Source organism: Saccharicrinis sp. 156, assembly GCF_050589685.1.
Taxonomy (GTDB): Bacteria; Bacteroidota; Bacteroidia; order Bacteroidales; family Marinilabiliaceae; genus Saccharicrinis.
In genome coordinates, this window is sequence record NZ_JBNGOS010000020.1 from 1 (window position 1) to 24,666 (window position 24,666).

Annotated in this window: 21 protein-coding genes; 2 read left to right on the forward strand and 19 right to left on the reverse strand. The window is 39.0% G+C overall.

Features of this window, described 5'->3' with window-relative positions; all coding sequences use genetic code 11:
* Positions 1-174: 174 nt before the first annotated feature.
* From arsB to ACRD64_RS13545, 9 genes are all read right to left on the reverse strand, one after another.
* Complete coding sequence (gene arsB, locus ACRD64_RS13505) at positions 175-1,203, reverse strand: ACR3 family arsenite efflux transporter (protein ID WP_430933918.1); 1,029 nt, start codon at positions 1,201-1,203, stop codon at positions 175-177.
* 174 nt (positions 1,204-1,377) lie between these two features.
* The gene (locus ACRD64_RS13510) at positions 1,378-1,806 is read right to left on the reverse strand and encodes an arsenate reductase ArsC (protein WP_430933919.1); all 429 of its coding nucleotides are present in this window, start codon (positions 1,804-1,806) and stop codon (positions 1,378-1,380) included.
* Positions 1,807-1,913: 107 nt separating this feature from the next.
* Entirely contained in the window at positions 1,914-2,246 is a 333-nt protein-coding gene (locus ACRD64_RS13515; protein WP_430933920.1) for an ArsR/SmtB family transcription factor, read from the reverse strand.
* Between the two features lie 253 nt (positions 2,247-2,499).
* Entirely contained in the window at positions 2,500-3,435 is a 936-nt protein-coding gene (locus ACRD64_RS13520) for a glycosyltransferase family 2 protein (protein WP_430933921.1), read from the reverse strand.
* 20 nt (positions 3,436-3,455) lie between these two features.
* A complete protein-coding gene (locus tag ACRD64_RS13525) occupies positions 3,456-5,099 on the reverse strand; it encodes an ArnT family glycosyltransferase (RefSeq protein WP_430933922.1) in 1,644 nt (547 codons plus the stop codon).
* Between the two features lie 48 nt (positions 5,100-5,147).
* The gene (locus ACRD64_RS13530) at positions 5,148-5,714 is read right to left on the reverse strand and encodes a pentapeptide repeat-containing protein (protein WP_430933923.1); all 567 of its coding nucleotides are present in this window, start codon (positions 5,712-5,714) and stop codon (positions 5,148-5,150) included.
* Positions 5,715-6,521: 807 nt separating this feature from the next.
* Positions 6,522-7,619, reverse strand: a complete 1,098-nt coding sequence (locus ACRD64_RS13535; RefSeq protein WP_430933924.1) for an alpha/beta fold hydrolase — start codon at positions 7,617-7,619, stop codon at positions 6,522-6,524.
* A 647-nt stretch (positions 7,620-8,266) separates the two neighbouring features.
* Entirely contained in the window at positions 8,267-8,443 is a 177-nt protein-coding gene (locus tag ACRD64_RS13540) for a hypothetical protein (protein WP_430933926.1), read from the reverse strand.
* A gap of 130 nt (positions 8,444-8,573) precedes the next feature.
* Entirely contained in the window at positions 8,574-9,260 is a 687-nt protein-coding gene (locus ACRD64_RS13545) for a Crp/Fnr family transcriptional regulator (RefSeq protein ID WP_430933928.1), read from the reverse strand.
* Positions 9,261-9,449: 189 nt separating this feature from the next.
* On the opposite strand from ACRD64_RS13545, the gene ACRD64_RS13550 reads away from it, so the two are divergent.
* Positions 9,450-9,620, forward strand: a complete 171-nt coding sequence (locus ACRD64_RS13550) for a DUF5320 domain-containing protein (RefSeq protein ID WP_430933929.1) — start codon at positions 9,450-9,452, stop codon at positions 9,618-9,620.
* A gap of 235 nt (positions 9,621-9,855) precedes the next feature.
* Complete coding sequence (locus ACRD64_RS13555; RefSeq protein WP_430933930.1) at positions 9,856-10,197, forward strand: NifB/NifX family molybdenum-iron cluster-binding protein; 342 nt, start codon at positions 9,856-9,858, stop codon at positions 10,195-10,197.
* Positions 10,198-10,354: 157 nt separating this feature from the next.
* Here ACRD64_RS13555 and ACRD64_RS13560 read toward each other — a convergent pair whose 3' ends face one another.
* The 10 genes from ACRD64_RS13560 to ACRD64_RS13605 form a co-directional block, all read right to left on the reverse strand.
* Positions 10,355-10,969, reverse strand: coding sequence for a class I SAM-dependent methyltransferase (locus ACRD64_RS13560; protein ID WP_430933931.1), 615 nt, complete (start codon positions 10,967-10,969; stop codon positions 10,355-10,357).
* Positions 10,970-10,983: 14 nt separating this feature from the next.
* Positions 10,984-11,160 carry a hypothetical protein gene (locus ACRD64_RS13565; RefSeq protein WP_430933932.1) on the reverse strand — a complete coding sequence of 59 codons (177 nt, stop codon included), beginning with the start codon at positions 11,158-11,160 and terminating at the stop codon, positions 10,984-10,986.
* Between the two features lie 233 nt (positions 11,161-11,393).
* Positions 11,394-11,702, reverse strand: a complete 309-nt coding sequence (locus ACRD64_RS13570) for a cupin domain-containing protein (protein WP_430933933.1) — start codon at positions 11,700-11,702, stop codon at positions 11,394-11,396.
* A 128-nt stretch (positions 11,703-11,830) separates the two neighbouring features.
* On the reverse strand, positions 11,831-12,766 hold the full coding sequence (locus ACRD64_RS13575; RefSeq protein WP_430933934.1) for a radical SAM protein: 936 nt from the start codon (positions 12,764-12,766) through the stop codon (positions 11,831-11,833).
* Positions 12,767-13,160: 394 nt separating this feature from the next.
* The gene (locus ACRD64_RS13580; RefSeq protein WP_430933936.1) at positions 13,161-13,619 is read right to left on the reverse strand and encodes a hypothetical protein; all 459 of its coding nucleotides are present in this window, start codon (positions 13,617-13,619) and stop codon (positions 13,161-13,163) included.
* A 360-nt stretch (positions 13,620-13,979) separates the two neighbouring features.
* Positions 13,980-14,672, reverse strand: coding sequence for a hypothetical protein (locus ACRD64_RS13585; protein WP_430933938.1), 693 nt, complete (start codon positions 14,670-14,672; stop codon positions 13,980-13,982).
* A 119-nt stretch (positions 14,673-14,791) separates the two neighbouring features.
* Positions 14,792-15,142, reverse strand: a complete 351-nt coding sequence (locus tag ACRD64_RS13590) for a helix-turn-helix domain-containing protein (protein ID WP_430933940.1) — start codon at positions 15,140-15,142, stop codon at positions 14,792-14,794.
* 396 nt (positions 15,143-15,538) lie between these two features.
* Positions 15,539-20,257 carry an efflux RND transporter permease subunit gene (locus ACRD64_RS13595; RefSeq protein ID WP_430933942.1) on the reverse strand — a complete coding sequence of 1,573 codons (4,719 nt, stop codon included), beginning with the start codon at positions 20,255-20,257 and terminating at the stop codon, positions 15,539-15,541.
* Between the two features lie 128 nt (positions 20,258-20,385).
* Positions 20,386-23,478: an efflux RND transporter permease subunit gene (locus ACRD64_RS13600; RefSeq protein ID WP_430933943.1), complete on the reverse strand. Its 3,093-nt coding sequence runs from the start codon at positions 23,476-23,478 to the stop codon at positions 20,386-20,388.
* Between the two features lie 132 nt (positions 23,479-23,610).
* The gene (locus tag ACRD64_RS13605; RefSeq protein WP_430933944.1) at positions 23,611-24,666 is read right to left on the reverse strand and encodes an efflux RND transporter periplasmic adaptor subunit; all 1,056 of its coding nucleotides are present in this window, start codon (positions 24,664-24,666) and stop codon (positions 23,611-23,613) included.

Sequence of the window (24,666 nt, forward strand, 5' to 3'; positions counted from 1 at the left end):
ATCCCCGCAACATCAAGTGCGATGAAATTTTAATGTAATTTTTTTACCCACGATAAATTCTTTGAAAGTAATCGGGAAAAGTTATGCCTCGTTTCAGCAACTCCTTGTTTTATCGTATTTTAAATACGCATTACATACCTCTAATACATAATCCGGGTTAAACCACGTAAACGTTTACTTCCATTTATTGGCAATTGCCACCAGCGACAACATTACCGGAACTTCTACCAAAACCCCGACAACCGTTACCAAAGCGGCAGGTGATTGCAATCCAAACAATGCAATTGCAACGGCCACAGCCAACTCAAAGAAATTGCTTGCACCAATCATAGCTGCCGGTGAACATACCGCATGTGGTAATTTAAGTTTTTTACCGCCAAGCCAGGCAATAAAAAAGATAAAGTAAGTTTGAATGACCAATGGCACTGCGACCAATAGAATTATCAATGGGTTTTCACTGATGGTATTTCCCTGAAACGCAAATAACAATACCAATGTTAGCAACAATGCTATAATGGAAACAGGCTTAAACTTAGGTAGAAATGATTCTGTAAACCATTTTTCTCCCCTTCTCTTTATTAACTGTTTATTGGTGATATATCCTGCCAACAGCGGAATAACCACAAATATTAACACACTTGCTACCAAGGTATCATAAGGGACTTGTACATTTGTCATTCCCAACAATAATCCTACAATAGGTACAAATGCAACCAATATTATTAAGTCGTTTACAGCTACCTGAACCAAGGTATAATTTGGATCTCCATTGGTTAAATAACTCCAAACGAAAACCATTGCCGTACAAGGAGCTGCTCCTAACAAAATGGCGCCTGCAATATATTCTCCTGCAAGTTCGGGCGAAATATAAGCCGCATAAATTATCGAAAAGAAAATCCATGCAAAAAAGGCCATGGTAAAGGGTTTTATCAACCAGTTTACAACAAGGGTTAATATTAAGCCTTTTGGGCGCTTTCCTACGTTTTTTATGCTGGAGAAATCAATCTGTAACATCATAGGATAAATCATCAACCACACTAAAATAGCGACAGGGATATTAACTTTAAATACCTCTAACGAGCTTAATACCTGCACGCTGTCCCCGGCAAAATTACCAATAAGAATACCTGCACCAATGCACAAGGCAACCCAAAGGGACAGGTATTTTTCGAAAAATCCTATCCCAGCTTTACTTTCAGCCATAAGTCAAATATTTGAAGTAATGAAGGGGCCGTCTCAAAATTAATTTATGTTAACAGTGAAACTTACGGATTGTAAGTTGGAAGGCAATAAATCCCCATCCATTCGTTTGGCGTTTACAATTCGTAAGTTTATCATTTTCATAAATTAAATTCCGAACACCCTCAAGGTGAAGTCTTAATTTAATTGAGGTTCGATTTTCTCAGTATATAACTTATGAAATCCTTCTTTAATCTCGTCCCTAACACGGATAAATTCACTCCAGATAAACTCCTCTGTTCCTTCTGCGTGCGACGGATCGTCAAACCCAATGTGCAAACGATTTTTTACTTTGCCCATAAATGCGGGGCAGGCTTCATTTGCTCCGCCGCAAACCGTTACGACATAATCCCATTCTTCGTCCAAATAATCGTTTACCGAATCTGAACTATGACCGCTGATATCCAAACCAATCTCTTTCATGGCCTTAACCGCTTTTTGGTTAAGTTTACCCGAAGCTTCGGTTCCCGCTGAACGAACCGTGATTCTCTCGTCAAAAGATTGTAAAAATCCATGAGCCATCTGACTGCGACAGCTGTTACCTGTACATAAAATTAATACCTTCATTGTTGTAAGTCATTTGAATCAGGAAAAATGAACACAGGGACACAAAGGAAAAGCGTTTGTTTGACTGCTTTTTGTTATTCCTATATCATTTTCCAAAGTTTATATGATTATTTACATTTATAATTTTTTGTGTTTAGCTGATCAAAGAAAGCAAGCGAAGTAAGCTTTAATTCATCGATCTTTTTCACATTTAAACAATACTTTGTTTTTACCCCTGCAATCTCACCTTCAATCAACCCCACTTCTTTTAATTCCTTAATATGCTGATTCACGGTTGTTCGCCCCAGGGGCAACTCATCCGATATGTCACCTGTAATACATGATTCTGATTCAGCGATGAATATAAGGATTTGCAACCTGGCAGGATGCGAGAGCGCCTTGAAAAGGTTCGCACTTTCCGTCAGGCTTTTTTCGAATAATTCCGATTTTGCTTGTACCATAACCCATTTGTTTGACGCAAATATACGTCATATTTTAACATGACGTATAAATACGACATTAATTTAATGTTAAAAAGGTAAAATTTTAATTTTCTTTATTCAAATCTAAAAACCAGTAGTACATAGCAAGAGATTGCTACTACGGCATTTTACTAACTTATAACAATGTATGACTGAACTTTTTGTGAAGAAAACTAAATAGGTTAAGGATAGCATCGCCTGTAGCGATTCTATCCTTTTTGTAAATCAAATACTATATCTGTTCGCTATTACGAACTTTATAAATTTTCTTTTGCTGTGATTCGTGGTTGGTTCGCATTAACAGATCCAAGGTAATACCTGTCATAATCAGCTGAAAACCGCCAAGCAGGAATACAATTGCAGCAAAAATCAAAGGACGTCCCCAAATATCCTCCCCCATTAATTTCACTACCAATAAGTAAGCCATCAGAACAACTCCAATAGCAAAACTACCTGCACCAATAGGCCCCAGAAAGTGCATTGGTTTTTGGGAGTATTTATTGGTAAATCGCATTAAAATCAAATCGCTGATTACCTTAAAAGTACGCGAAAGCCCATATTTTGATTCCCCTGCAACACGAGCCCTGTGATTTACCGGAATCTGTTCAACTTTTGCACCTTCATTAATGGCAAGGATGGCAATAAAACGATGCATTTCGCCGTATAGCGGGATATCCTTTGCAATATCACTTCTAAAAACCTTTATGGCACATCCATTATCAATGATAGGTGTATCGGACACTTTTCGCACCAGCGAATTTGCAATCTTCGAAGGTATTTTTCTCAGAAACATATCATCTTTGCGTTGTGCCCTGATTCCGGTGACAACATCGCATCCCGTTTTTTCCATCACCTCCATCATCTTGATTAAATCGGCAGGGTCGTTTTGCAAATCGCCGTCTAATGTAGCAATGATATCTCCTGTAGCATAATCAATACCGGCCTTTAAGGCAGGACATTGGCCAAAGTTTTTTCTCAAGTCGATTAAAACAACATTTTTACCTTTTTGCTGTTTAATTTCTTCAACGGTTTTGTCTTTTGAACCATCATTAATCAGTATCGTTTCAAAATCGTATTTTGAAGGGTTCAGTGCTTCGTACACTTGATTTACTAACGGCGTAATGTTACCCTGCTCATTATAAACCGGAATAACTACAGAAATCTTCATGTTATGTTTTTTTAAAAAACTTATTCTATTTTCAGCAAATATACTTTTTTTAAGGACTTTTCGCGTGTGACAGGATTTAAAAACTCACCGGACATCCTTGATATTAATCGATGTGGAAAAGCTTTTTCAAAACCTATCCTGGACGGCATCATCTCCTTGATATCCTTATAACCTTCCTCGTTGGTTACCACCCAATAGTTGGCGTTATTCATCACTTTTTCGAAATCTTCTTTTTCCTGGTACCAGGAAGAAATTTTTGAGGGGTAAAAATAAGTTTCGAACTGACGAAACTTATAGGTATATAAATCTTCTTGCGCATTAGCCAATTGGCTGTATGCATCGCTAGCCCTGATACCGCCATGATATTGAAACGCGCTGGGTATAAAATGTGCATTTAAAACAAAATTTAATACAATGGAGGAAATGGCTAATGGAACAATGATTTTTTGATACAATTCATGCCTGGGCAATACAAAATAAATAGCAACTGCCATCCCAACGATCACCGGAATCCAAATTGTCAAGTTTCCGGTTTTAAAAACATAGGTGAGTATAAAAACCAATGCCGCAGTGATAATGGCCAGCATTACATTACGTGCTCCCAGCAACCACTTGCCTAACATATGGTTTTTGCTTTCCACTATTCCCTGGTAAAGAAATTGGGCTACAATTACCGATAAAAACGGCGTAACCGGATATAAATAATGAGGTGCCTTCTGACTCGCCACGGACAATATTAAGGTATAAATTATAACCACTGCATAAGTCATATACTCGGGTCGCTTAAATCTTTCGCTTCCCTTTTTTACAAACATACCTTTGATATGATTCCCGATGGTAATCAGTGTGAACAAAGACCATGGCAAATAAATGTAAATCATGGTATGCAGATAAAAAGAGATATCTCCATCCACTGCACCTCCTTTGTTGTAGGCACCTTGAATTCTACCTACATTATTCGACCAAAAAAAGAATTCGATCCCTTCCCAGCCAAAATTATCGTAATTGGCCTTTAACGTGGGAAACAGAACCAACCCTAATATTGGAAACGCCAACAACCAAACCGGATTAAAAATGTTTTTCCAGTCTTTTTTCAACAATAAATGTCCGCCAACAGCAAAAACAGCCACTGCTAATCCAACAGGTCCCTTGGTTATCATGGCAAAACCAATAAACACAAAACCTAAAATAAAATTGATAGCACTTTTATGATGAAGAAAGAAAGCCAGGAAAGATACGCCTAGCACAACATTAGCCGTCAACAGGGCATCCGTATGTAAGTCGTTATGGTACAGAAACATCATTTCGGATGTGGCATACATTAAGGCAGCCAGCAATCCTGTTTGTTCGCCATAATACAGTTTAGCCATTCTGTAAAGCGCGATAACACTTGCTATCGAAAACAATAAAGTGGGTAGCTTAAAAGCAAATAAAGATATCCCAAACAAATGAAATGAAGCAGTGCTCAGCCAAAAGAAAAAATGAGGTTTGTGCAAATATGGATGACCGTGTATTTGTGGAGTCATCCAATCTCCGCGCTCAAACATGATTCGGCTTATGGCGGCATACTTTCCCGAATCGATACCAACTTCCGGAAATAAGCCAATTACATAAACAATCAGGGCGGCGATAAACAATCCCGCTCCAACCTTTTTATTGTTCATATTAAGTGTCAACTATAATGCGTTAAAATCGTCGGCAAATATATTACTTTAATCCACAACAATATGGTATTTATGCAATAAACCAACTAATCCGGGTACTGAAAACCTTGCATTGCGGATTGAATTTTGTTCGGGATTAATGGAGAAATTAGTCGCAGTCCTAAAATCCGCTTTTTCCAGGTTGCTCCGCTGGAATATCGCTCCGCTTAAATCGCAGTTATGAAATGATGAACCGGTAAGCACTGTTCCAGAAAAATCTACCTCGGTCATCCTACAGGTATCAAAACCAGTCTTTTTTAGCTTTAGCTTATAAAACGAGGAATAATCCAATATACATTCGCTAAACCGGAACGATAACGAAAAGGTATTGCAATCATCAAACTGCAGACCGATCATTTTACAGCTTTTAAAGTGTACATCCCTGAAAGCACAATCGGTCAGCTTCATATTGCTTAGGTCACATTCAATAAATTCACATTCTGAAAATATGTAACCCGACAAATCACCCTCGGAGAAATTGCAGTTACGAAATATACAATCGTCGTATTCGCCCAAAGGCAAATCAATCATGATCATATCTTTAAATTCTTTACTAACTTGATAGCTGTTAGACACCTTATTCTGATTTTTATGATGAATACCTCTGTTGTTTTTTGCAAAAGGTTGAGTGTATGATTTCGTCAGGGATTTCGGACCTCAAACCCATCCAGTTACCGCCCAAGATTGAGGCGGGTGATAGCACTTGAAAACCTCTAGAAACCTTATAAATTATACACATTATTGAACTAAACCTCACTTCGCTCGGTGGCCAAAAGTCACTCCATTCGACTACCTTAATAGCTTACATGTTCCATTAACAGTTTACAATAATGACAAATTTAAAAAAACATTCGATCAGAAGGCCATCCTTCGCAATATAAGTGAGCGCATACGGGAACGTTACTGGTGGCACAATAATGATTATGCCAGCTTCGTCGAAAAAGAGCCTGAACAAACCAGTATCGAAGAACTACGTAACGATTTCCAGGCCCAACTAACCGAAGGGCAACGTGAAGATGGGATATTACGCGCCCTCGCATTCCCTTTTCTCCAATGTGATCCACAAATAGCCTGAACGGAAAAAATACACCCGATTGTCAATGAAAATAAGGAAGATAATGAAGAACTAAAAAGAGGTTTGAGAATAACACAGCCAGGCGCGAGATGCCCTTACCGAACAGAAAGCAGAATATTAAACCTCTTTAATTAAAAGGCTATAATAAAGGGATTTAGCCCAACACAAATTAAAACCCAATTGAGCGCTGGTCTTGAAGATTCAGCAAAAAAAAACGGCAGCAGGGACTTTTCTCCCTGTTGTTTTTTTTGTGCTCCGCTGGGCTTTAATATCTATCCTATATGGTTAGCGATTCGTGCTTTTATTTCTTATTTTTTCAAACTTTCCTTTTCAAAAAAATCAACTAAGATATCACACAATAGTTGGGGGCTTTCAATAGCGGGGCAATGTCCAACGCCGGGAATAATGTGCAATTCTTTTTCGTCCTTGGACAAACCAGATAATGCATTGTAAATTAATTCAGCGTGCCCTGTACCAACCACATAGTCTTGTTCGCCCTGAATAACAATTGTGGGAGTTTTTATCTGCCTTAATTCCGGTTCAATATTGATGTTGTTGTACGAAGGTGTGTTTCGGAAAGCAGCATTTACGATTTCTGCTTTATCTCCAACTTCTGCATATTCCTTGGCTGTATATTTCATCAATTTCATTAAGGCAGTATCTTGAACTACATCTTTAAATGAAATAACCTTGGAAGTATCGGCAAAATAAGCGTTGAATCCAAGTTTTGGAGGCACTTCATGTTTCATCCAGTTTACATCGGTATGGAAGTGTGCAAAATTACTGCTTTTAATTCGTTTCAGTTCTGCGACAATATGCTCCAATTCAGCTTTTTGTTCTTCAGAAATTTTGGTTTGAAGCATCTCTTTTGCTCTATTTGTTTCAAAATTAATAAGTGATTGGTTTTGATATTGGCTGTTCACTTTTCCGTCAATACACGCATAAGCATGCACTTTAGTCTGGTCTTTTAACAAGTACAAGAAACCATACATTCCACCCCATGAGGTTCCCATGATATTTAATCTATCTTTCTGGTATCTGGCGCGCAGGGTATCGATTACAATATCTAAATCTTCAAGATACTGCGCTACTGTAAGTAATATTGTGTCTGAACATGCCAAAGATTTTCCGCATCCACGTTGGTCAAGGTATGCCACCAGAAATTTATCTTCCAGTCCCGGTCCCATCAACTTTATGTCTATCCCGGAATATCCGCCAGGGCCACCATGTAAATTAATGATTAATGGTTTGTTTGCATTTCCACGCACTCGGACATAGACTGCTGATTCGGGGACATCAACCATTATCTCCTGATCAATAATTTTAATTGGAGATTCATTTTGGCAAGAGTAGGCTAAAAAAATAGCTCCTGTAATAAATACAATAAAGAAGATTTTTATTTTCATGATATACATTCAATTATTTAAAGACAATTTGTGGTCGTTTTTCAAAAATTATTACCACCGGTTTCGTTTAAGAAACGTTTTAATGGCTTATATACCTTATTGAATACTAGACTTTGTTCAATATCGCTTTAATTCAGCGCATTACAGGTTATATTCCTTCTAAATTAATCATCTTATACCTTCCGGCAAAGGCGCCAGGTTTTTATTTAGTGATCATTCTTTTGTCTCTTTTATTTTACTTATGAGATATTTCAGATTAAAGATCATGGATAAAATAAAGAGTAGAATGATTGCAATAACTAATAAAGTATTATTATCCAGAATAAAATAATTGATTATAAAAGTCGTAAACCCAATCAGCATAAAACTCTGCCCTATAATTAGGGTCAAATAGTCCGTCTTCTTTTTAGTCATTTTTTCTGCTTATTTATGGTTTATAAAAAATCTTGTATCTCAAAAAATAGACTAATTTCAGCCTTACATACAACTCAAACATAGATAAACCTGTCAGTTTTCGAATATATTTTGCAGAGTTACAATTACAAATACTACTTGTTTTTTAAGGCGGATGGTCCAAGAATATAATTAGTATCATACCTAATTTTTAAAATAGCATATCCCAGGGAGATATTTTTTTAATAGGCCAACTACTCATCCTCCATGGATTTTACCGCATTGTTGGGTAGCTCCAATGGTTTAGAAGATGAATTATCATCAGACCTGTTTAGCGCAACATAGAGTCCGGTAATTGATTTAATGAGGGCAGCTATTGCAGTAAGAATGGCCGGTGTTATCATCCAAAATGAATTCTTTTTTTCTTTCATCTTTGTAGAATTTGCTGATTGACCATCATTAAGATACAAAAATTTGATCGTTTTTAATTGAATGAAAAAGATTATATCACAGCAAATTATCTAAGATATCTCATTTATTTTCATGAGCTAAGGGAACTATTTATCCCAGTTTGCTAATTTTCCTTAGGATATCTGGTTTTAGTATTTCAATATTTTTTCCGTCAATATCGATAATTCCTTCATTTTTAAATTCAGTCAACAATTTAATGGTACTTTCTTTTGAGATACAAGCGAAATCAGCTATATCTTTTCTTGTAATAAATTTGAACACGTTTTCGTTGTTAAATCTGTCTGCGGTCAAATATAACAAGGTATCCGCAAGCCTTCCTGGCATCTGTTTGTAACCGATACTTTGTATAATATTAAAACATAGTTTTTCCTGTCTGCAATACCGTTTTATCATTTCAGAAGCAAAACTTGCGTTGTTCTCCAGCAGTTTTCTAATGGCATTTTTATCAATAAGGCATACATCAGTTTCTTGAAGGGCAACGGCCGAATAAAAATAAATATTGTCACCGTATATAGATTCTATAGCAATAAAATCGGACGCTTTAAGTATTTTGATGTTGGTAAATTTATTATTCTTGTTTTCCAGATAAAGTTTTACCAGGCCGTTGGAAACATATAAAACATAAGAAGCAAAAGCTCCCTGTTTACAAAGGTTCTCACCTTTTCTATAGGTAATTTGTGTTTTCTTTTGATTAATAAATTCTAATTCGGACGGAATTAATTTCCTGAAGCATTTCGAACCTATCTTACAATCAATGCATGTGCTGGTTAAACTCATAATCGCCTAGTTCTATTACATTATAAATTTAGGATAAAAATCCCAATTCCGAACAGGTTAGATAACTCATTTATTTTTGTGAGCTATCTTAGTTGATACGTTAATGACTAAGATGGCTATTTCAAATTTTTAGACGTATTATCAGGTAACTTTGATATTGAGGAATTAACAACTAAAAAGGAGGTCGATATGCCAAACAGAAATGGAACAGGTCCGGAAGGTAAGGGAGCCAGAACTGGCAGAGGATTAGGCAACTGTAATCCTCAAGAATCCGGGAACCAGGACAGATTTCAAAGAAGGGGATCCGCTCATCGGCTTGGACGGGCAAGACGCAACAGATGGAGACAAGGTCGGAGCTGAAACGCATAGTAGGTTGAACGATAGGAGGATGCCCAAAACGATAATGGGATTTTAAGATTCTTACAATTTGGGAGTTTGTTTCTTGTATCTAACCCCTATCTCCCCTGAAGGGGACTTTAAGACTTCCGGAAGCTGCCGGAGAGCTTTGGAGGGGTAAAATGGAAGACATCTTGTAAATCGTAAGTTTCAAATTTTATAATTGTCAATTTTGGACATTCTCTTTAAATAAAAAAACATGAATACGTCAAAGATTGCTATCCCGGTTGATAACGGGCAATTAAGCAACCATTTCGGGCACACGCAACAGTTTAATATCTATAAGGTAAAGAAAAATTCGGTATCCGGGGAGGAAGTTTTGTCACCTCCTTGCCACGAATCAGGCCAATACCCCGGCTGGCTGGCTAATATGGGAGTAACCGACGTGATTGCCTGCAGTATGGGCCAAAAAGTAATAGCCTTGTTCAATCAGAAAAAGATAAATGTATTTGTGGGGGTGACCATTAAACCACCTAAAGAGTTGGTATTGGAATTACTTAACGGGACCCTTGAAACCAGTGATAATACTTGTCACCCTTAAGGCAGGCGCATATACAAGGATTTGTGGCCGTAAAAGTTGCGAATATGTTGCGTTAGTTACCGGAGCAACAGGCTTATTTTGGGAGGTTTAATGGGCTTTAAAATACAACAATGCTCCATTCTCATAAGGTAAACTCTGGAACCTAATTTTTTTTTTGCTAAAACATTTCTTTTAGCTCATCCTCAGCATAAAGTGTCCCACCGATTTTTACGTCAGTTTTTTTCTTCTCTGGTGTTGGTGTGCCGCTAAAGAATATTCCTCCCGGCTTTAGCACTCTTTTTAATTCTAGTATAAAATTGTCGATATTGGTAAAAAAGTTTAATGTCAGGTGACACAAGCTTAAATCAAAAAAATTGTTGCCGAATGGCATATTGTTGGCATCAGTAACATAGAATTCAGCATTTTCAAACACACTATGATTGAATTTTTTTGCTGCCATACCAAGAAGCCCCGAACTGATATCAGTGCCGATATATGAGTTATCATTGCGCAGAAATTCTACGGCATTCCCACTACCGGCTGCAATATCCAATATTTTTTGATGGTGAATGTCTTGAAATTCACCTTTTAAAATCTCGAAGTGCTTTTGAATAGAGCCATTAAACTTATTGGGGAAAACAGATTTGTCCATGATCATGTTGTACAGGAATGAAAACATATCGCCAAGCCAGGGTTTATATTTCCGAATTTTCCCGTTATCGTATAATACATTGAAAACTTTCTTCTCCTTTGTTACCCGCACCGATTCTTTACGTTTACGGGTGTTCATCATTAAGTGTTTTTATTTTATGTATACCGTTGCCATGGAACAATAAATAGATTTCCATCCTGGGCTGAAACACTATTTTTTTTGCTTTTTTGGTTAAGATGATTTGCTTTGGATAATGGAATTTGCCCGCCTTCTATTTTCAGGTTTCCCCTTAACGCATCTTTCTGGGGTCCGCTGTTTTTTCTGTTTTTCATGACATTTTTTTTACTGACTATATCATCCGCTCAGTTGGTGAATTAGTATAACACTGACTATTATTTCCGATAGTTACTTGTATGAATTCATCGCCCGTAATTGATTAAATCATAGAGAACAACTACCCGATTTAACTTATGAATTAAAAATCCAACGTTCGAATTAGGTTGTATTAGTTCGAGCGCTCATCCTCGAAAAGGTGTGAAGAACCTTTATCGGCTAAAATGTATAATCAACTTTTAGGATCCCAGATAAAAAGGATTAAAGTATCATCCTTCGATTCGAAAGGACCATGCTTTTCATGTGCTTTGAACATTTCATAGGATCCTGCCGGATATTTTTTATCCTTGCTGATATATTCGCCTTTGAGTACTAAAAATTGCTCGCAGGTGGCATGCGAATGACGATCTACATGGAAGCCTTTGGGAAGCTTGAGTAAAATCGTTTTTGCAAATTCATCATCGCGCAACACTTTTTCTTTTGTACCTTCGGCATATCCTTCTACGTCTTGCCAGTTTCGGTCGTCGAATAAATCTCTCATTTCATTCATTTTAATTTCTAACATTTTAATTTCCTCCATATTTGTTTAACCATTGCCTACACCTCAAATAATTATATATCAATCCTGATATAATTATAGCTGGCCACATTAATTTGTTATTTTTGGGTTCAAAAATCAATCGCATAAAACCATCCTCTATCTGCTCTAATAGTTTTAACTTTACCTTCCCCTTCCAGCACACCCAAATATTTGTTAATCTCATTATGATGGATTCCCAGAATTTTATGAAGATCGTCAAGCGTACAGGACCTCCTGGATATGGTTTCTACAATGGTGCTTTCAATATCTTTACGATAAGATGTCATGTCTTTTCGTTCAGGTATCGGTGCAATAATTTCAACATTATCCAGTCCCCATAATTCGATAATTTTTTGCAGTTCATCCCACCTAGCTGCCCGTAATCCATGTACAATACCCGGTCTGTCGAGTGTATTTAACTGAATCTTGTCCGGTTTAATTTTTAATATGGCGTCCTTTATTGAATTTAGGTTATCCATACCGTCGTTATATCCCGGTATGATCATTACCTCAAGCCAGATGGTTCCTTTGAACTCGTTCCTAAAATCAATTAATCCCGGAATATATTTATCAACTGTCAGCTGTGTTGCCGGACGGTTTATTTTCCGGAATGTAGTTTCTGTTGCCGCATCAAGCGATGGAAGTACAACGTTTGCACCCATTAATTCATGACGAACCTTTTTATTGTAAAACAATGTACCATTGGTTAAAACTGCAACCGGAACATCTTTTTTTATCTGTTTAACAAATTGTAATACCTCCCCTATTTTTGTGTTGAGGGTTGGCTCACCAGAACCCGAGAAAGTAATATAATCGGGATCGGGGTTGTTGGCAAAATAATGTTCTAACTCACTGGTGACTTTATCATAGAGAATGTATTCTTTTCTTTCGGTTGTTAATAGCGTGGTGCGCCCCACCTCGCAATAAACACAGTTGAGGGAGCAAACTTTTTTAGGCACTAAATCTACCCCCAGGGACATTCCAAGCCGCCGTGAAGGTACCGGACCGAATAGAAATTTATACATTATGATATCTTTTTATCGTACTATAAAAATGGTGTCGTATCCCGCCTGTCCCCGCAGATATGACTTGACACTGGCTATAAGCATTGTTGTTCCACATGTAATGTTTTTTCAATTTCCAGTACAATTTTAAAAATCGCAATAGATATATCTGCTTCCTTGTTTTCAAGGATAAAAGGTTTTCCTTTATCTGCGCATATCCTTACCTCCAAATGAATAGTTTTGTTGGGGCTCTTCTGTTAACATGGTATGTTCCTCCTTGTTGACCGACACTAATCTCTTGTTTGGTTATTTATTACAAAAACATGTTGGGACAAACAATTGATTCGGGAATGTTTTTACTTCCCGATTCTTCAAAGACTTTTCTGCAACTACTCCATATTGAAACCTTAAAAAACTATATGTCCTTAAGCCTCGTAGCATCCCGCACAAGATCCCTCTCTTCCTTTTCGATTCTTTTTAATAAACTAATAAATACCTCTTTGACTTCATCAATTTTTGTCTCCTCTATTAAACCTTTGTATAATTTGATAAGACAATTGTTCATCAACAGCGCACTATCCACTACTTCGTCAACGGACATATCAGGTTTAATCACCATTTTTTCCAGACACTCTGACGAGATGTTTCCAGGAACATATTTGAACCAGGTATCCATTACTTTTTCCGATGCTTCTTTCTCGTAATTGGCGAGTGTCTCTTCACGATGTTTTTCATGTTTACTCAAGTACTCAAGCAACATTTTCACCCTTTGTTTTTCAGATTTTTCATGTAGTTGCTCATAAAAATCATTCAATTTCTTATGAAACAACCGGGCATAATCAATAATTTCGAACGTTTGTTTATAAGCCTTCATAAGATCCTCCCTTTCTTATTATCAATAGTACGAAAACACATCGTTTATCCGGCAGGCAGTCTTTGCTAGAATACGTCAGATGACAGGAGCAATGAACTTTTACACATCGCCCTTGGTAAAATAAAGTTACTGAATTTTTAGGTTTTTTAAAAGGAGGAAAGGAGGGTGCAAATTATTAAAAAGCCTAAGATATCTCATTCATTTTTATGAGCTACTACTAATTTTGTAATGCAATGTGCCTTAAAATTCAAATTAGCATTGCAATGTTATTCATGGAATGGTTTCATTTATATAAAGGCAGGAGCTATCCTGCTTTTAAACGCATAACAAATCTGATAAATCACCCCCGAAAAATTAAGGTTACCTAATAAACTTCTCTCTACCTTGCAAATTAATCAATCCCCAGAGTACCGCGGCTATTGAAACCGAAATAATAATGAGCCTGTTTTGGAACAACATGGTTTGAAACAGTGACTCACTGATATTATTGGGTGTAGAAAACGGATTCAAAAACACATTCCATTTGGAAACATCTATGAAGCCATGTAAAAACCAAAGGCATAGCCCCACAATAACCATAACCACTGCAGTTCCGTTGCCGTTTTTTACGATGGTACTAAACAGGAATCCCAACGTTCCGAATAACACGAGTACCACAATCAATTGTGCACCCATTTCAAGCACCGGGAGTTCAACCAATAAATAATTGTTGATAAAAGCCAGGATGGTAACGATGATAAAAACCATGACAAAAATGATAGACAAACGTACCAACCATACCTTATATCGATAGTTGGGAATGCCGAAAAGTATCTCAAGAATCCTGGAGTCTTCGTCGTTTTGTATCCCAAAGGCGGTCGGAAAAAACATGAGCAGGATTCCCGGAAAGATCAGTTGATAATAAACATCTTCTACGTTAATCATTTCATCGGAAAATAGGGATATACCGGTGAACAATAGATAGAAAATAAGTGAAGCCCCCAAAAAATAAATAAATCGGTTACCGAAAATAATTTTTAGGTTGTATTTGATAATATGCAAAATGTTTGTCATGACTACAGTTTAGAGGATTAAATATCAAGCATTAAGATGAACAACGCTATTCAGGGATTAAGTATTATGGTTTTTACCGACCTTAACCAATGTTTTTAACGATGGCAAAGGCATAACTACTATTTGCTCAAATGTTCTTTTAATATACGGTCCAGTTCTTCCAGTTTACCCAGCGGCACCTCGTTGAGCGTTTTTACAAAATCAACCTCATGTTTCGGTTTTTTCAAGTTGTTCATCGGGTGATTTTCCGATATCTCTGTATTGGGTTCCGGGGTCCATTCCATAAAATCATTGGGGGTACACCTAAGCGCCAGGCAAAGTCGCTCAACGTCTTTAAGTTCCAGACGTTTGGCATTGTTGTTTTTAATTTTGGTTGCAAAATTATCCGAAAAGCCTGCTTTACGTAAGTATGCATGAACTTTTTCGATTCCTCTTGCCCTAAAAACTCTTTTAAAATTATATCGTAGCATCGTACCTGTTATTATCAATTGGTTTGTAAATAACTTGATCTATATTTTGACACATCCTTTTTACCATTTACTGGAGTCGCTTACGAACTTCTCATACGAAAAGTCGCTTTTTATAATCCTAAACTTACAATACATTGCAAAGTGCCACTTTTATGCGGTCTTTTTCCTTTCAAACCCTATAAAAAACCACTTATATAAAAGGATTAACTATTCATATCGGATATTTTACCACTCGTATATTAATTTATACCTTTTATAAAACCTTAAATACCACTTGCATAACACTATTAACCGCTTGTTTAATATTATTTACCGCTTGCAACCCATTTTTTTGTGCGTTTTGCCAAGAAACCCCGTTTGATGGCCTTCTATAGAGGCTTAATTCAAATCATGCGTTTATTGCGCGGATGTTTCATTCCTCAATAACCAAAGATACGAATCTTCGAGGCTTGAATGGACTTGCTCCGCGTTTTCCACCGGTTTATCGTTGGCCAGAACCCTAACCCGAACGGTCGCACCTGTTCCGATATGATGTACCACCTGATATTGCTTGTTAACTCGTTCAAACTCGTTGGCAGGAACCTCAAAAGTCCATACTTTACCTTGGGTGACCCGAGATAATTCGGAAGGTTTACCCCAATATTTGAGTTCGCCCCGTTTCATTACTGCCACCTGGTTACAAGAGCTGGAAATATCCTCGATAATATGGGTGGAGAAAATCACGATCCTGTCGCGGCTCAATTCCACCAACAGGTTACGGAAACGGATTCTCTCCCTCGGGTCCAGTCCTGCCGTCGGCTCATCTACCACTAAAATCCGAGGTAAGTGCAGCATGATTTGGGCAATTCCGATTCGCTGTTTCATACCACCTGAGAACGAACCGATTGCGTTGTCTTTCCTGTCCCACATGTGTACTGCTTTTAATACGTACTCCACTCGTTTGTATCTTTCTTCTTTTTTCCTGAGTCCCTTTAGCAAAGCCATATAATCCAGGAACTCGAACGAAGTCATATTTTCGTACGAACCAAATTCCTGGGGCAAATATCCAATCAGGCCTTGCAGTTCTTCCCGGTATTTAATCGAATCCAATCCATTCACGAATATCTTACCGTAGCTCTGATCAAGAATTCCGCAGATAATACGCATGATGGTTGTTTTTCCAGCGCCGTTAGGGCCTAACAATCCAATCATACCACTTTCCATGGTTAAGGATAATCCCTGGAGGGCTTTAAAAGACTGTTTTTGTTTTCCGATAACGGGGATAGAGCGCACAAAAACATACCATGTTCTGCGAATGCCGGCAAAGCGACCTTTCAATCGTTCTACGTTAATATTTTCTGATTGTAACTTTTTGCCGGTAACATAAATATAGATACCCAAATACCAAAGCAATGCCCAAACAATGGCAGATGCCACACTATCAAACTTATAGGCAAATAAGGCTAAGGTAACGGCAGGATATGCCCACAACATCGATTTAAAGATTATGTTATTCGCCGAGAACAAACGTTTAAACCGTCCTTTTTTGTCTGGCCATTGTCTCAAATAAGCCGTATAAGATAAAAAGATAAAATAGCTGACAAACAAGAAGATAAAGTTCCATAATGAGGTTTCAAGATAAAACCAGGTCATCCATATCAAGAAACCAAACAACGGTATTTGCCAGATAATACCTTCCCTATAATTCTTAACCCCTTTGGTGGCCTGTTCCCTGCCACCATAAAGTTTACCCATTTTCCATTCGCGCATAAACCTGTTGTCGCGGTCGTATACTTTAACCACACTCTGCAGGCGAATCGTAATGGGCTCATCGGGTTTAATCAGTTGCGTATTGGCCTGTCTTAAGCTGGTCAACACAAAATACATCGTAGCAGGAATACCAACAATACACGCAAAGTATTCCACCAGCATCCAAATAAAAGTATGGTTCAACACAAATTGGATCAATAAGATACCTATCCCCCATGCACTAAAAATAATAAGTTTATACACGATATTTAAGGAGCGGATCCAAGCCAATGCGGTTTCTAAACCAAAACTAAAAGTGGGTATAAAAACCAGGGTCAACAGGGTACTGACCAACAGACCGCCCACAACGGTTATGGCAAAGGGCGCTCCCAGACTACCTACATATTCCGATTTACCCATGGCCAGGGGCAACATGGCAATAATGGTGGTTGCTGCGGTTATCAGTATGGGCCTAACACGGGAAATTCCTGCTTGCAGCAAAGCCCGTGAATGTCGCATGCCCTTTTTCCGCAGTATATTGGAGTAGTCGATTAGGATGATTCCGTTATTCACCACAATTCCCAACAAAATCAAAAAGCCTATAAGGGTATTGAGGTTGAGCCATGAGTTACCTGTAAAAATGAGTCCCAGAAACGAGCCAATGGCAGCCAAAGGAATAGAAAACAACATGACGAATGGGGTCACAAACGATTCAAACACCGAAGCCAGAATCATTAATATTAAAATAAAAGCCGTTCCTATCAGAAAATAGAACTCCTCAAACTGATCTTCTTCATGTATCACCTCAATGGCTGTACCTGAGGGTAGGTTTACCTCGGCAACCAAATCGTCTACATCCTGACGGGCCTGCTCCAACAAAGATTTTGAATCATTAATTTCCTGGTCGAAGGAATATCTCACCGTTATTTCTTTTTGCTGGTTTACCCGAAGGATTTCCGCGCGTCCGCTGGCATAGATTATATCGGAAAAATCGCTCAAAGCAACCAGGGCGCCCGAGTTTGAGATAATATTCAGTTGTTGGAGGTCATCGTAGGTTTTGGGAGGTACTTCTCCATCATCATAAGGGTTTTCCTCTTTCATCACAATATCGTACTCCTCGTTGTCTAACCTTAACATGCCTCCCGAGCGTAATTCACTTTGGAAGGTGCTCAATTCGGTGAGCACATTCTGAGGCGTTATGCTATACATGCTCATCAAGCCCGGATCGAACTCCAGGTGCACCTCGGGGCGGGGAAACCCGGCACTGATCCTTACCGACCTCATTTCATCCATATTGTCTTCTAAAATGTACTTGATGTCCTCCGCCAACAGCAACATCTTGTCAAAATCCTCGCCTTTTATCACCACGCTTTCCTGCTGCTGCCCTATGCCGAACATGCCCATCAGGTTCATTCCCGGGTTATCGCCGAAACCGGAACCTCCGCCAGTGCTGGCACCTCCCTGTTCCAAAACGGTTTCAGAGTCATCGTAGCCATACAACTTTGATTGAATCTCGGCCTTGATTTCACCCAACGAGCGTTCCGAGTCCTTTTTGTAGTCCTCTTTTAACTTAACCACCAAGCTGGCTTTTTCCTCATAAACCTGGCTGATAATTTTATCATGTTCAGAAACGGTTGCAATTCTTTTTTCAAATTCTTTCACCATTTCGTCGGTAGCCTCCAAAGTAGAACCGGAAGGTCGTTCGATATTGATGACATACTCCGGTGTTTCAACTTCTTTGTTTACCTGGTAACTAACTACCAAACTAACAAATACGGTCAGAAAAAAAGCAAGCACTGCCATATTGATGGTTCGCGCAGGCAATCGCAAAGCATTTTTCAACAGTACCAAATACGATTGTATCATCCTGTTGTGAAGCGGCAAACGCCTTAATCGTTTCTGAACATCTGATTTTCCGTACCACAAAACGCTGTGTGTCATCATGGGTATCAGCAACAATGCAACAGCCAATGAGATAATGAGGGTACCTACAATGGATACACTGATGTTTTTGGCTACAAGCTTAAAATAGATATTGGATGAAAACACAAAAGGAAGGAATACCGTGATAGTAGTCAATGTTGCGGCCAATATAGCCCGCCAAACTTCCCGGGTCCCCAATATAACTGCCTTGTCCCGGTCTTTTTCGGTAGATGCTACCCGGTAAATATTCTCCATGACGACGATGCTGTTGTCGATGAGCATCCCCACGGCCAGGGCAATACCGATCAACGTTAAAGTATTGATGGTGATACCGAAAGCATAGAAAATGTTAAATGCCGAAAACACGGAAATGGGAATGGACAACATGACCAGGGAAACCAATGGTATGTTCTTGAGAAAAATCCATAATATAAAAACTGCCAAAAGGCTGCCAATCAAAGCTAAATCGATAATTTGGGCAATATTTTCCTCCATCGTTTCAGCCGTATTGGATGTTATGGTTACCTCAACACCCTCTGATTCAAGCTCACGATTAAGCCGTTCCACTTCGTCTTTTATTCTGGCAGAAAGTTCTATCTGATTAACCGTAGATTCCCTTGATAACCTGATGGTAACAGCCTCTTTGGCATTAACCCTACTGTAGGACGTTTCTTCTTTAACGCCAAAGACTATTTGCGCAATATCCTTCAGCAAAATTGGTCCTTCGGCAGAAATGACTACATTTTCCAAATCCTGAATATCATTATACTCTCCTTCCACATTTACAAACAAGTATTGGTTCTCGTCCACTACCCGACCTGCAAATGTTTTTTCTCCTTCATTATTCAGAATCATCCTTCTGACTTCCGAAGTGGTCAGGTCCAATGCTTCTAGTTTATCTTCGTTTAAGGTAATCTCCACCGTTTTTTCCCTTCCCCCATAAACCTCTATCCCCGCAACGCCATCAATGCTTTCCAGCTTTTCACTAATACGTTCATCTGTAATCGCTCTAACGCGGTCCACATCACCTTCGCCCAACACCTGCAATTGCATAAACTGGTTGGTGATCTGGTCCATGTCCATTTTTAACACCGTAGCCCTGTAATCATCAGGCAACAGGCTTTGTGAGGAGCTCACCTTTTCCGCAAGCTTTAAGTAAGCATATTTAAAATCAACCTCTTTGCTAAGGTATACCATTATGGTCGCCCTCCCCGGATTGATGCGGGTTTCCATCTTTTCTATGCCTTCCAAAGTACCCACAACACCTTCCATAGGTATTGCGGCTTCTTGCTCAACATATTTGGGGTCAGATTCGGTATCCCCAACAATCTGGACAAAAAGCATGGGAAGCTCAGTGTCGGGATATAGCTCTACCGACAGGTTTTTGTAAGACACAATCCCAAGTAAGGAGAGCGCTATGAACAGCATGCTTATCAGTACTTTTCTATGTATTATAATGTTCATTGTTTCAGTCAGCAGTATTCAGTTAGTAGTCAACGGTACGCAGTTAACCTTTAAATTATTTACGTTGGTTCTTCCTTTGGTCCATAAAGACAAGGGGAAGCACTGTACCAATGGTACAGGGGTGAGGATCAATACAAATCCTCATTTTTATCTATTCGTTTTTTAAAAACCCCATCAAAAATGTAATATACACAAGGTATCACCACCAGGGTTAACAGCGTTGACGTTATCAATCCTCCAATTACCGCAATGGCCATAGATGAGCGAATAGCGGCACTTTCTCCAAAACCGAATGTTAATGGCAGCAATCCTAAAATAGTTGTTAAACTAGTCATAAAAATAGGACGTAAACGGCTGTTGGCTGCGGCCAGAATGGCATCTTTTAATTTCAACCCTTCTTTTTTCAATTGGTTGATAGCATCCACCAGAATGATGGAATCGTTAACGGCAATACCCGCCAACATGACCAGTCCGATATACGCCATAATATTTAACGACTTGCCTAAAATCAAGAAAGCGGCAATGGCTCCAACCCCTGCCAATGGAATGGTCAGTAAAATGGTAAACGGATGAATAAGCGATTCGAACTGGGAAGCCATTACCATATACACCAACACTATGGATAACAACAAGGCAAAAGACAAACTGCCGAATGACTCTTTTCGCATCATTTCGTCCCCTTTTATCTGATAACGATAACCGGTTGGAAAATCAATTTTACTCAAAATACTTTCCACATTAATCGCGAGTTTATCTACCGGGATATTTCCTTTCATATGGGCCGTTATTTTTCCCACGCGGTTTTGATTGTTTCGGATGATCTCTTTGGGCGACGAGCCTATTGAAACACTGGCTAACTCTCCCAAACGGTACGTATCATCTCCGTTTTCTATTTCAAAATTCTCTAAATCTTTTAATTGATAATCCGGCATTTTTAAGGTTATATCGGTCAACTCCCCATCACTCTCGATGCTTCCTGCATCTTTACCCATCAAAAATTCCTGCAGTTGAGTAATAATAGTAGAGGCACTGATGTTAAATAGTCCAGCCCTGTACCTGTCAATGGTCACGTTTACTTCCGGAACACCTTTTTCGAATGAACTCTTCACATTATAGAGTTCCCCTTCTTTTTTTAATTCCGCATATACCTTGTCCGTCAGCATATCTAATTCTTCTAAATCATCGCCAATAATCTCCACAACGAATGGTGCAGCATCATTGCCCAGAATCTCGCCCAGTGCAGTCTCATCCTGAATAAATTCCAACTCTAAGTCGGTTATTCCAACGAACATTTGGCTCAAAACAGGAATAAAATCATCGGTTGTATACGGAGACTTATCTTTTAACACCACCTTGATAAAACCAGTATTCTCTCCTTCAAAAACACTTTGGTCGCTGCCCGACAAATCGGTTTGAGGACCTGAATGCGTGTATACAAATGCCAAGTGCTCGCCCATGCTTTCCTGAATCATTTCTTCCATGGAGTGCATGGTTGAAGCCGTTCTTTCCAAACCAACACCGGCCGGCAAAGTGACTTCTATAGAGAACTCTCTTGTTTTTGCCTGGGGCATAAATTCGCTTCCCACCAAAGAAATTGAAAAGTAACTTAATGCCACAAGAACAGCTGCCACCAATACCACCAGATATCTTTTATCAATCATAGTGCTTAAAAAGCGCGTGTATCGCGGATAGTCTTTTTCTTTAACTTTTATCTTTTCGGGTCGTTTACCCAATAATAAAACACTTAAAATGGGAATGATGAGTATGGCCACAAACAAAGACGAAAGCAAAGAAAAAGCCACGGTCCATGCCTGATCTTTGAAAAGCTCGCCGGACGCACCATGTAAATAAACGATAGGCAAGAACACCACAACAGTAGTTAAAGTAGATGCTACCAAAGCACCACCGACCTTCGCTGTTCCTTCAACTGCTGCTTCACGCAAGGGCCTGCCTTTTTCCAGCAGGCTAAAAATGTTTTCCACAACAATAATGGCATTATCCACCAACATACCGGCACCCAGCGCCAATCCGCCCAACGTCATGATATTTAAGGTGAGGCCATTAAAATACATCAGGTTAAACGTGGCGATAATGGAAATGGGAATGGCTGCGCTTACCACCAAAGTAGTACCGATTCTGCGCAAAAACAAGAACAATACCAGCACGGCAAATACAATTCCAATCAACGCACTGTCTTCTACCTCGGAAATGGCATCTGTAATAAATTCTCCCTGGTTTTTTATTACTGTTATTTTATAACCCGGCAGTGCTTTTTTCACCTTATCAAAACCTTTGTTTAAGGCATCAATGGCAGCTACCGTATTAAACTTTGTTTCCTTGTAAATGGACAATCCTATGCACCTATTCCCATTTAATCGAACGATATTCTGAGGATCTTGATTTTTATAGGAGACGGTGGCCACATCCTTCAAAAGCAAAGGCACTTCAACCATTTGACCCGTTTCGTTCTGTTCCAGGGTTCTTCCTACAACCAAATTTCCCAAATCCTGTGGCGACTGATATATACTAACCCCTTTAATAATGTACTTCTGCCCCAGTTCTTCGATAGAACCACCGGATACGTTACGGTTATAATTCTCAATTTTGGTAACGATTGTGGAGGAAGTTATTTCATGAGATTCCAGCAGATAAGGGTTTGTTTCTATAAGTATTTCTTTGGTCTCATCACCAGATAAACGAACATCCGCTATGCCATCAATCCTGATTAGCTCGTTGCGAATATAGTTTTGCGCCACTTTGCGCAGCTCGTCCATATCTGTAATATCAGGGTTCGTAACGGCTGCCAGCATAATTGGCGAAGCATTGGGGTCATTTCTGTAGATATTCAGCTCCTCAATATCTTCATCCTGACTATAAGGGGTCAATGCCTTTTGCAGGTCTAAAAAAGCCTCGTCCATATCCTGGTCCCAGGTATATTCAACGGTGATCTGGGCAGAACCTACCTGGCTTAAAGAACTTACATTAACAACACCGCTCTGGCGGATAATGGTACCTTCCATCTGCTCCACATACTGCTTTTCTATTTCTTCGGGAGGTCTTTCGCCGGATTCGATTTCGACCACGATTCGCGGGTTGTTCAAATCCGGGAACAAATCAGTGCCCAATCGGGAGAAGGATATAAATCCCAACAGCACAATGCCCAGGATAATCATGGCCACCGTAACGGGGTAATTTACAGAAAACTGTGCAAGTTTTTTCATGTTATTCTAGATAAAAGACAAAAGATAACCTGCCTTTAGGCAGACAGGGAGACAAAAGACTGATTGCCACGACTCTAAATAGAATCCCTTCATCAGCTAATCCTTTTATCAGATAATCTTCATCCGTACATTTTATTTATTTAAAACTTTAATTTTGGAACGGTTTTTCAGTGTTTCGAAGCCTTTGATAATTAAGCGTTCTTCGGGTTTAAGCCCATCTACTACTTCAATCATACCGGCATTTTCCATTCCCGTTGAAATTTTACGTTCACTGGCTGTCTCCCCGCGTGTAACAAACACTACTTTACCATCTGTTCTGGCCAGAATAGCGTCCTTGGGTATCACGACCACACTGTCCTTTTTATCCACAATTATATCGGCCTTCACAAACATACCAGGTCTAAGTTTCGAGTCAGAATTATCAATAACCAACCTGGCTTTAAAAGTTCTGGAATCGACATCAACTGCCGGAGAAATTTCTTTTAGTTTCCCCATGATGGTATCGTTGGGTAAAGAGTAGTTGGTTACCCAGGCTTGCTGGTTGATAGAGACTTTAGTAATCTGGCTTTCCGGCAACATTAAATCCATGACCATCTCTTTATAACTCATTATTTGAAGCACTTCTTCATTTGCCGCAATATTAACACCTTGCGAATAAAATGGCACATCCGTAATTACACCATCAAAAGGTGCCGACACCTTCATCTTTTCCAATTGAATTAGGGCGTTTTTGTAGCTGTTTTGCGCTGTTACCCATGCTTTTTCACCTGTTACCTTTTCACGAAGCGTTACGCCACCTTTTTCGTACAGTGCAGTTTGCTTTTCGTATTCCATCTTCGAAATCTCCAATTCAATTTCCGCACCTTTTAAATTAATACTGTTTTCATACTCTTCATCCTCTATTTTAATGATTACCTCCCCTTTTTTAACCAGGTCGCCCATTTTGTATTTTTGTCCTGTGCGCGGGTTCCTTTGCAAATAATAGTCACCAGACGATTCCGCGGTCAAAAGACTTTCATATTCAGACATGATGGTACCTGTAGCCGTAAAAACCTCTTCGATGTTATCCAATTTGACTTCCTGAACGGTAACCGGAACCGCTATATCCGCCGAGAATTGATTTTGCTGATTGTTACAGGCCACAGCTGCCAGACTTAAAACTGCGATGGGAAAATATTTTTTAAACAT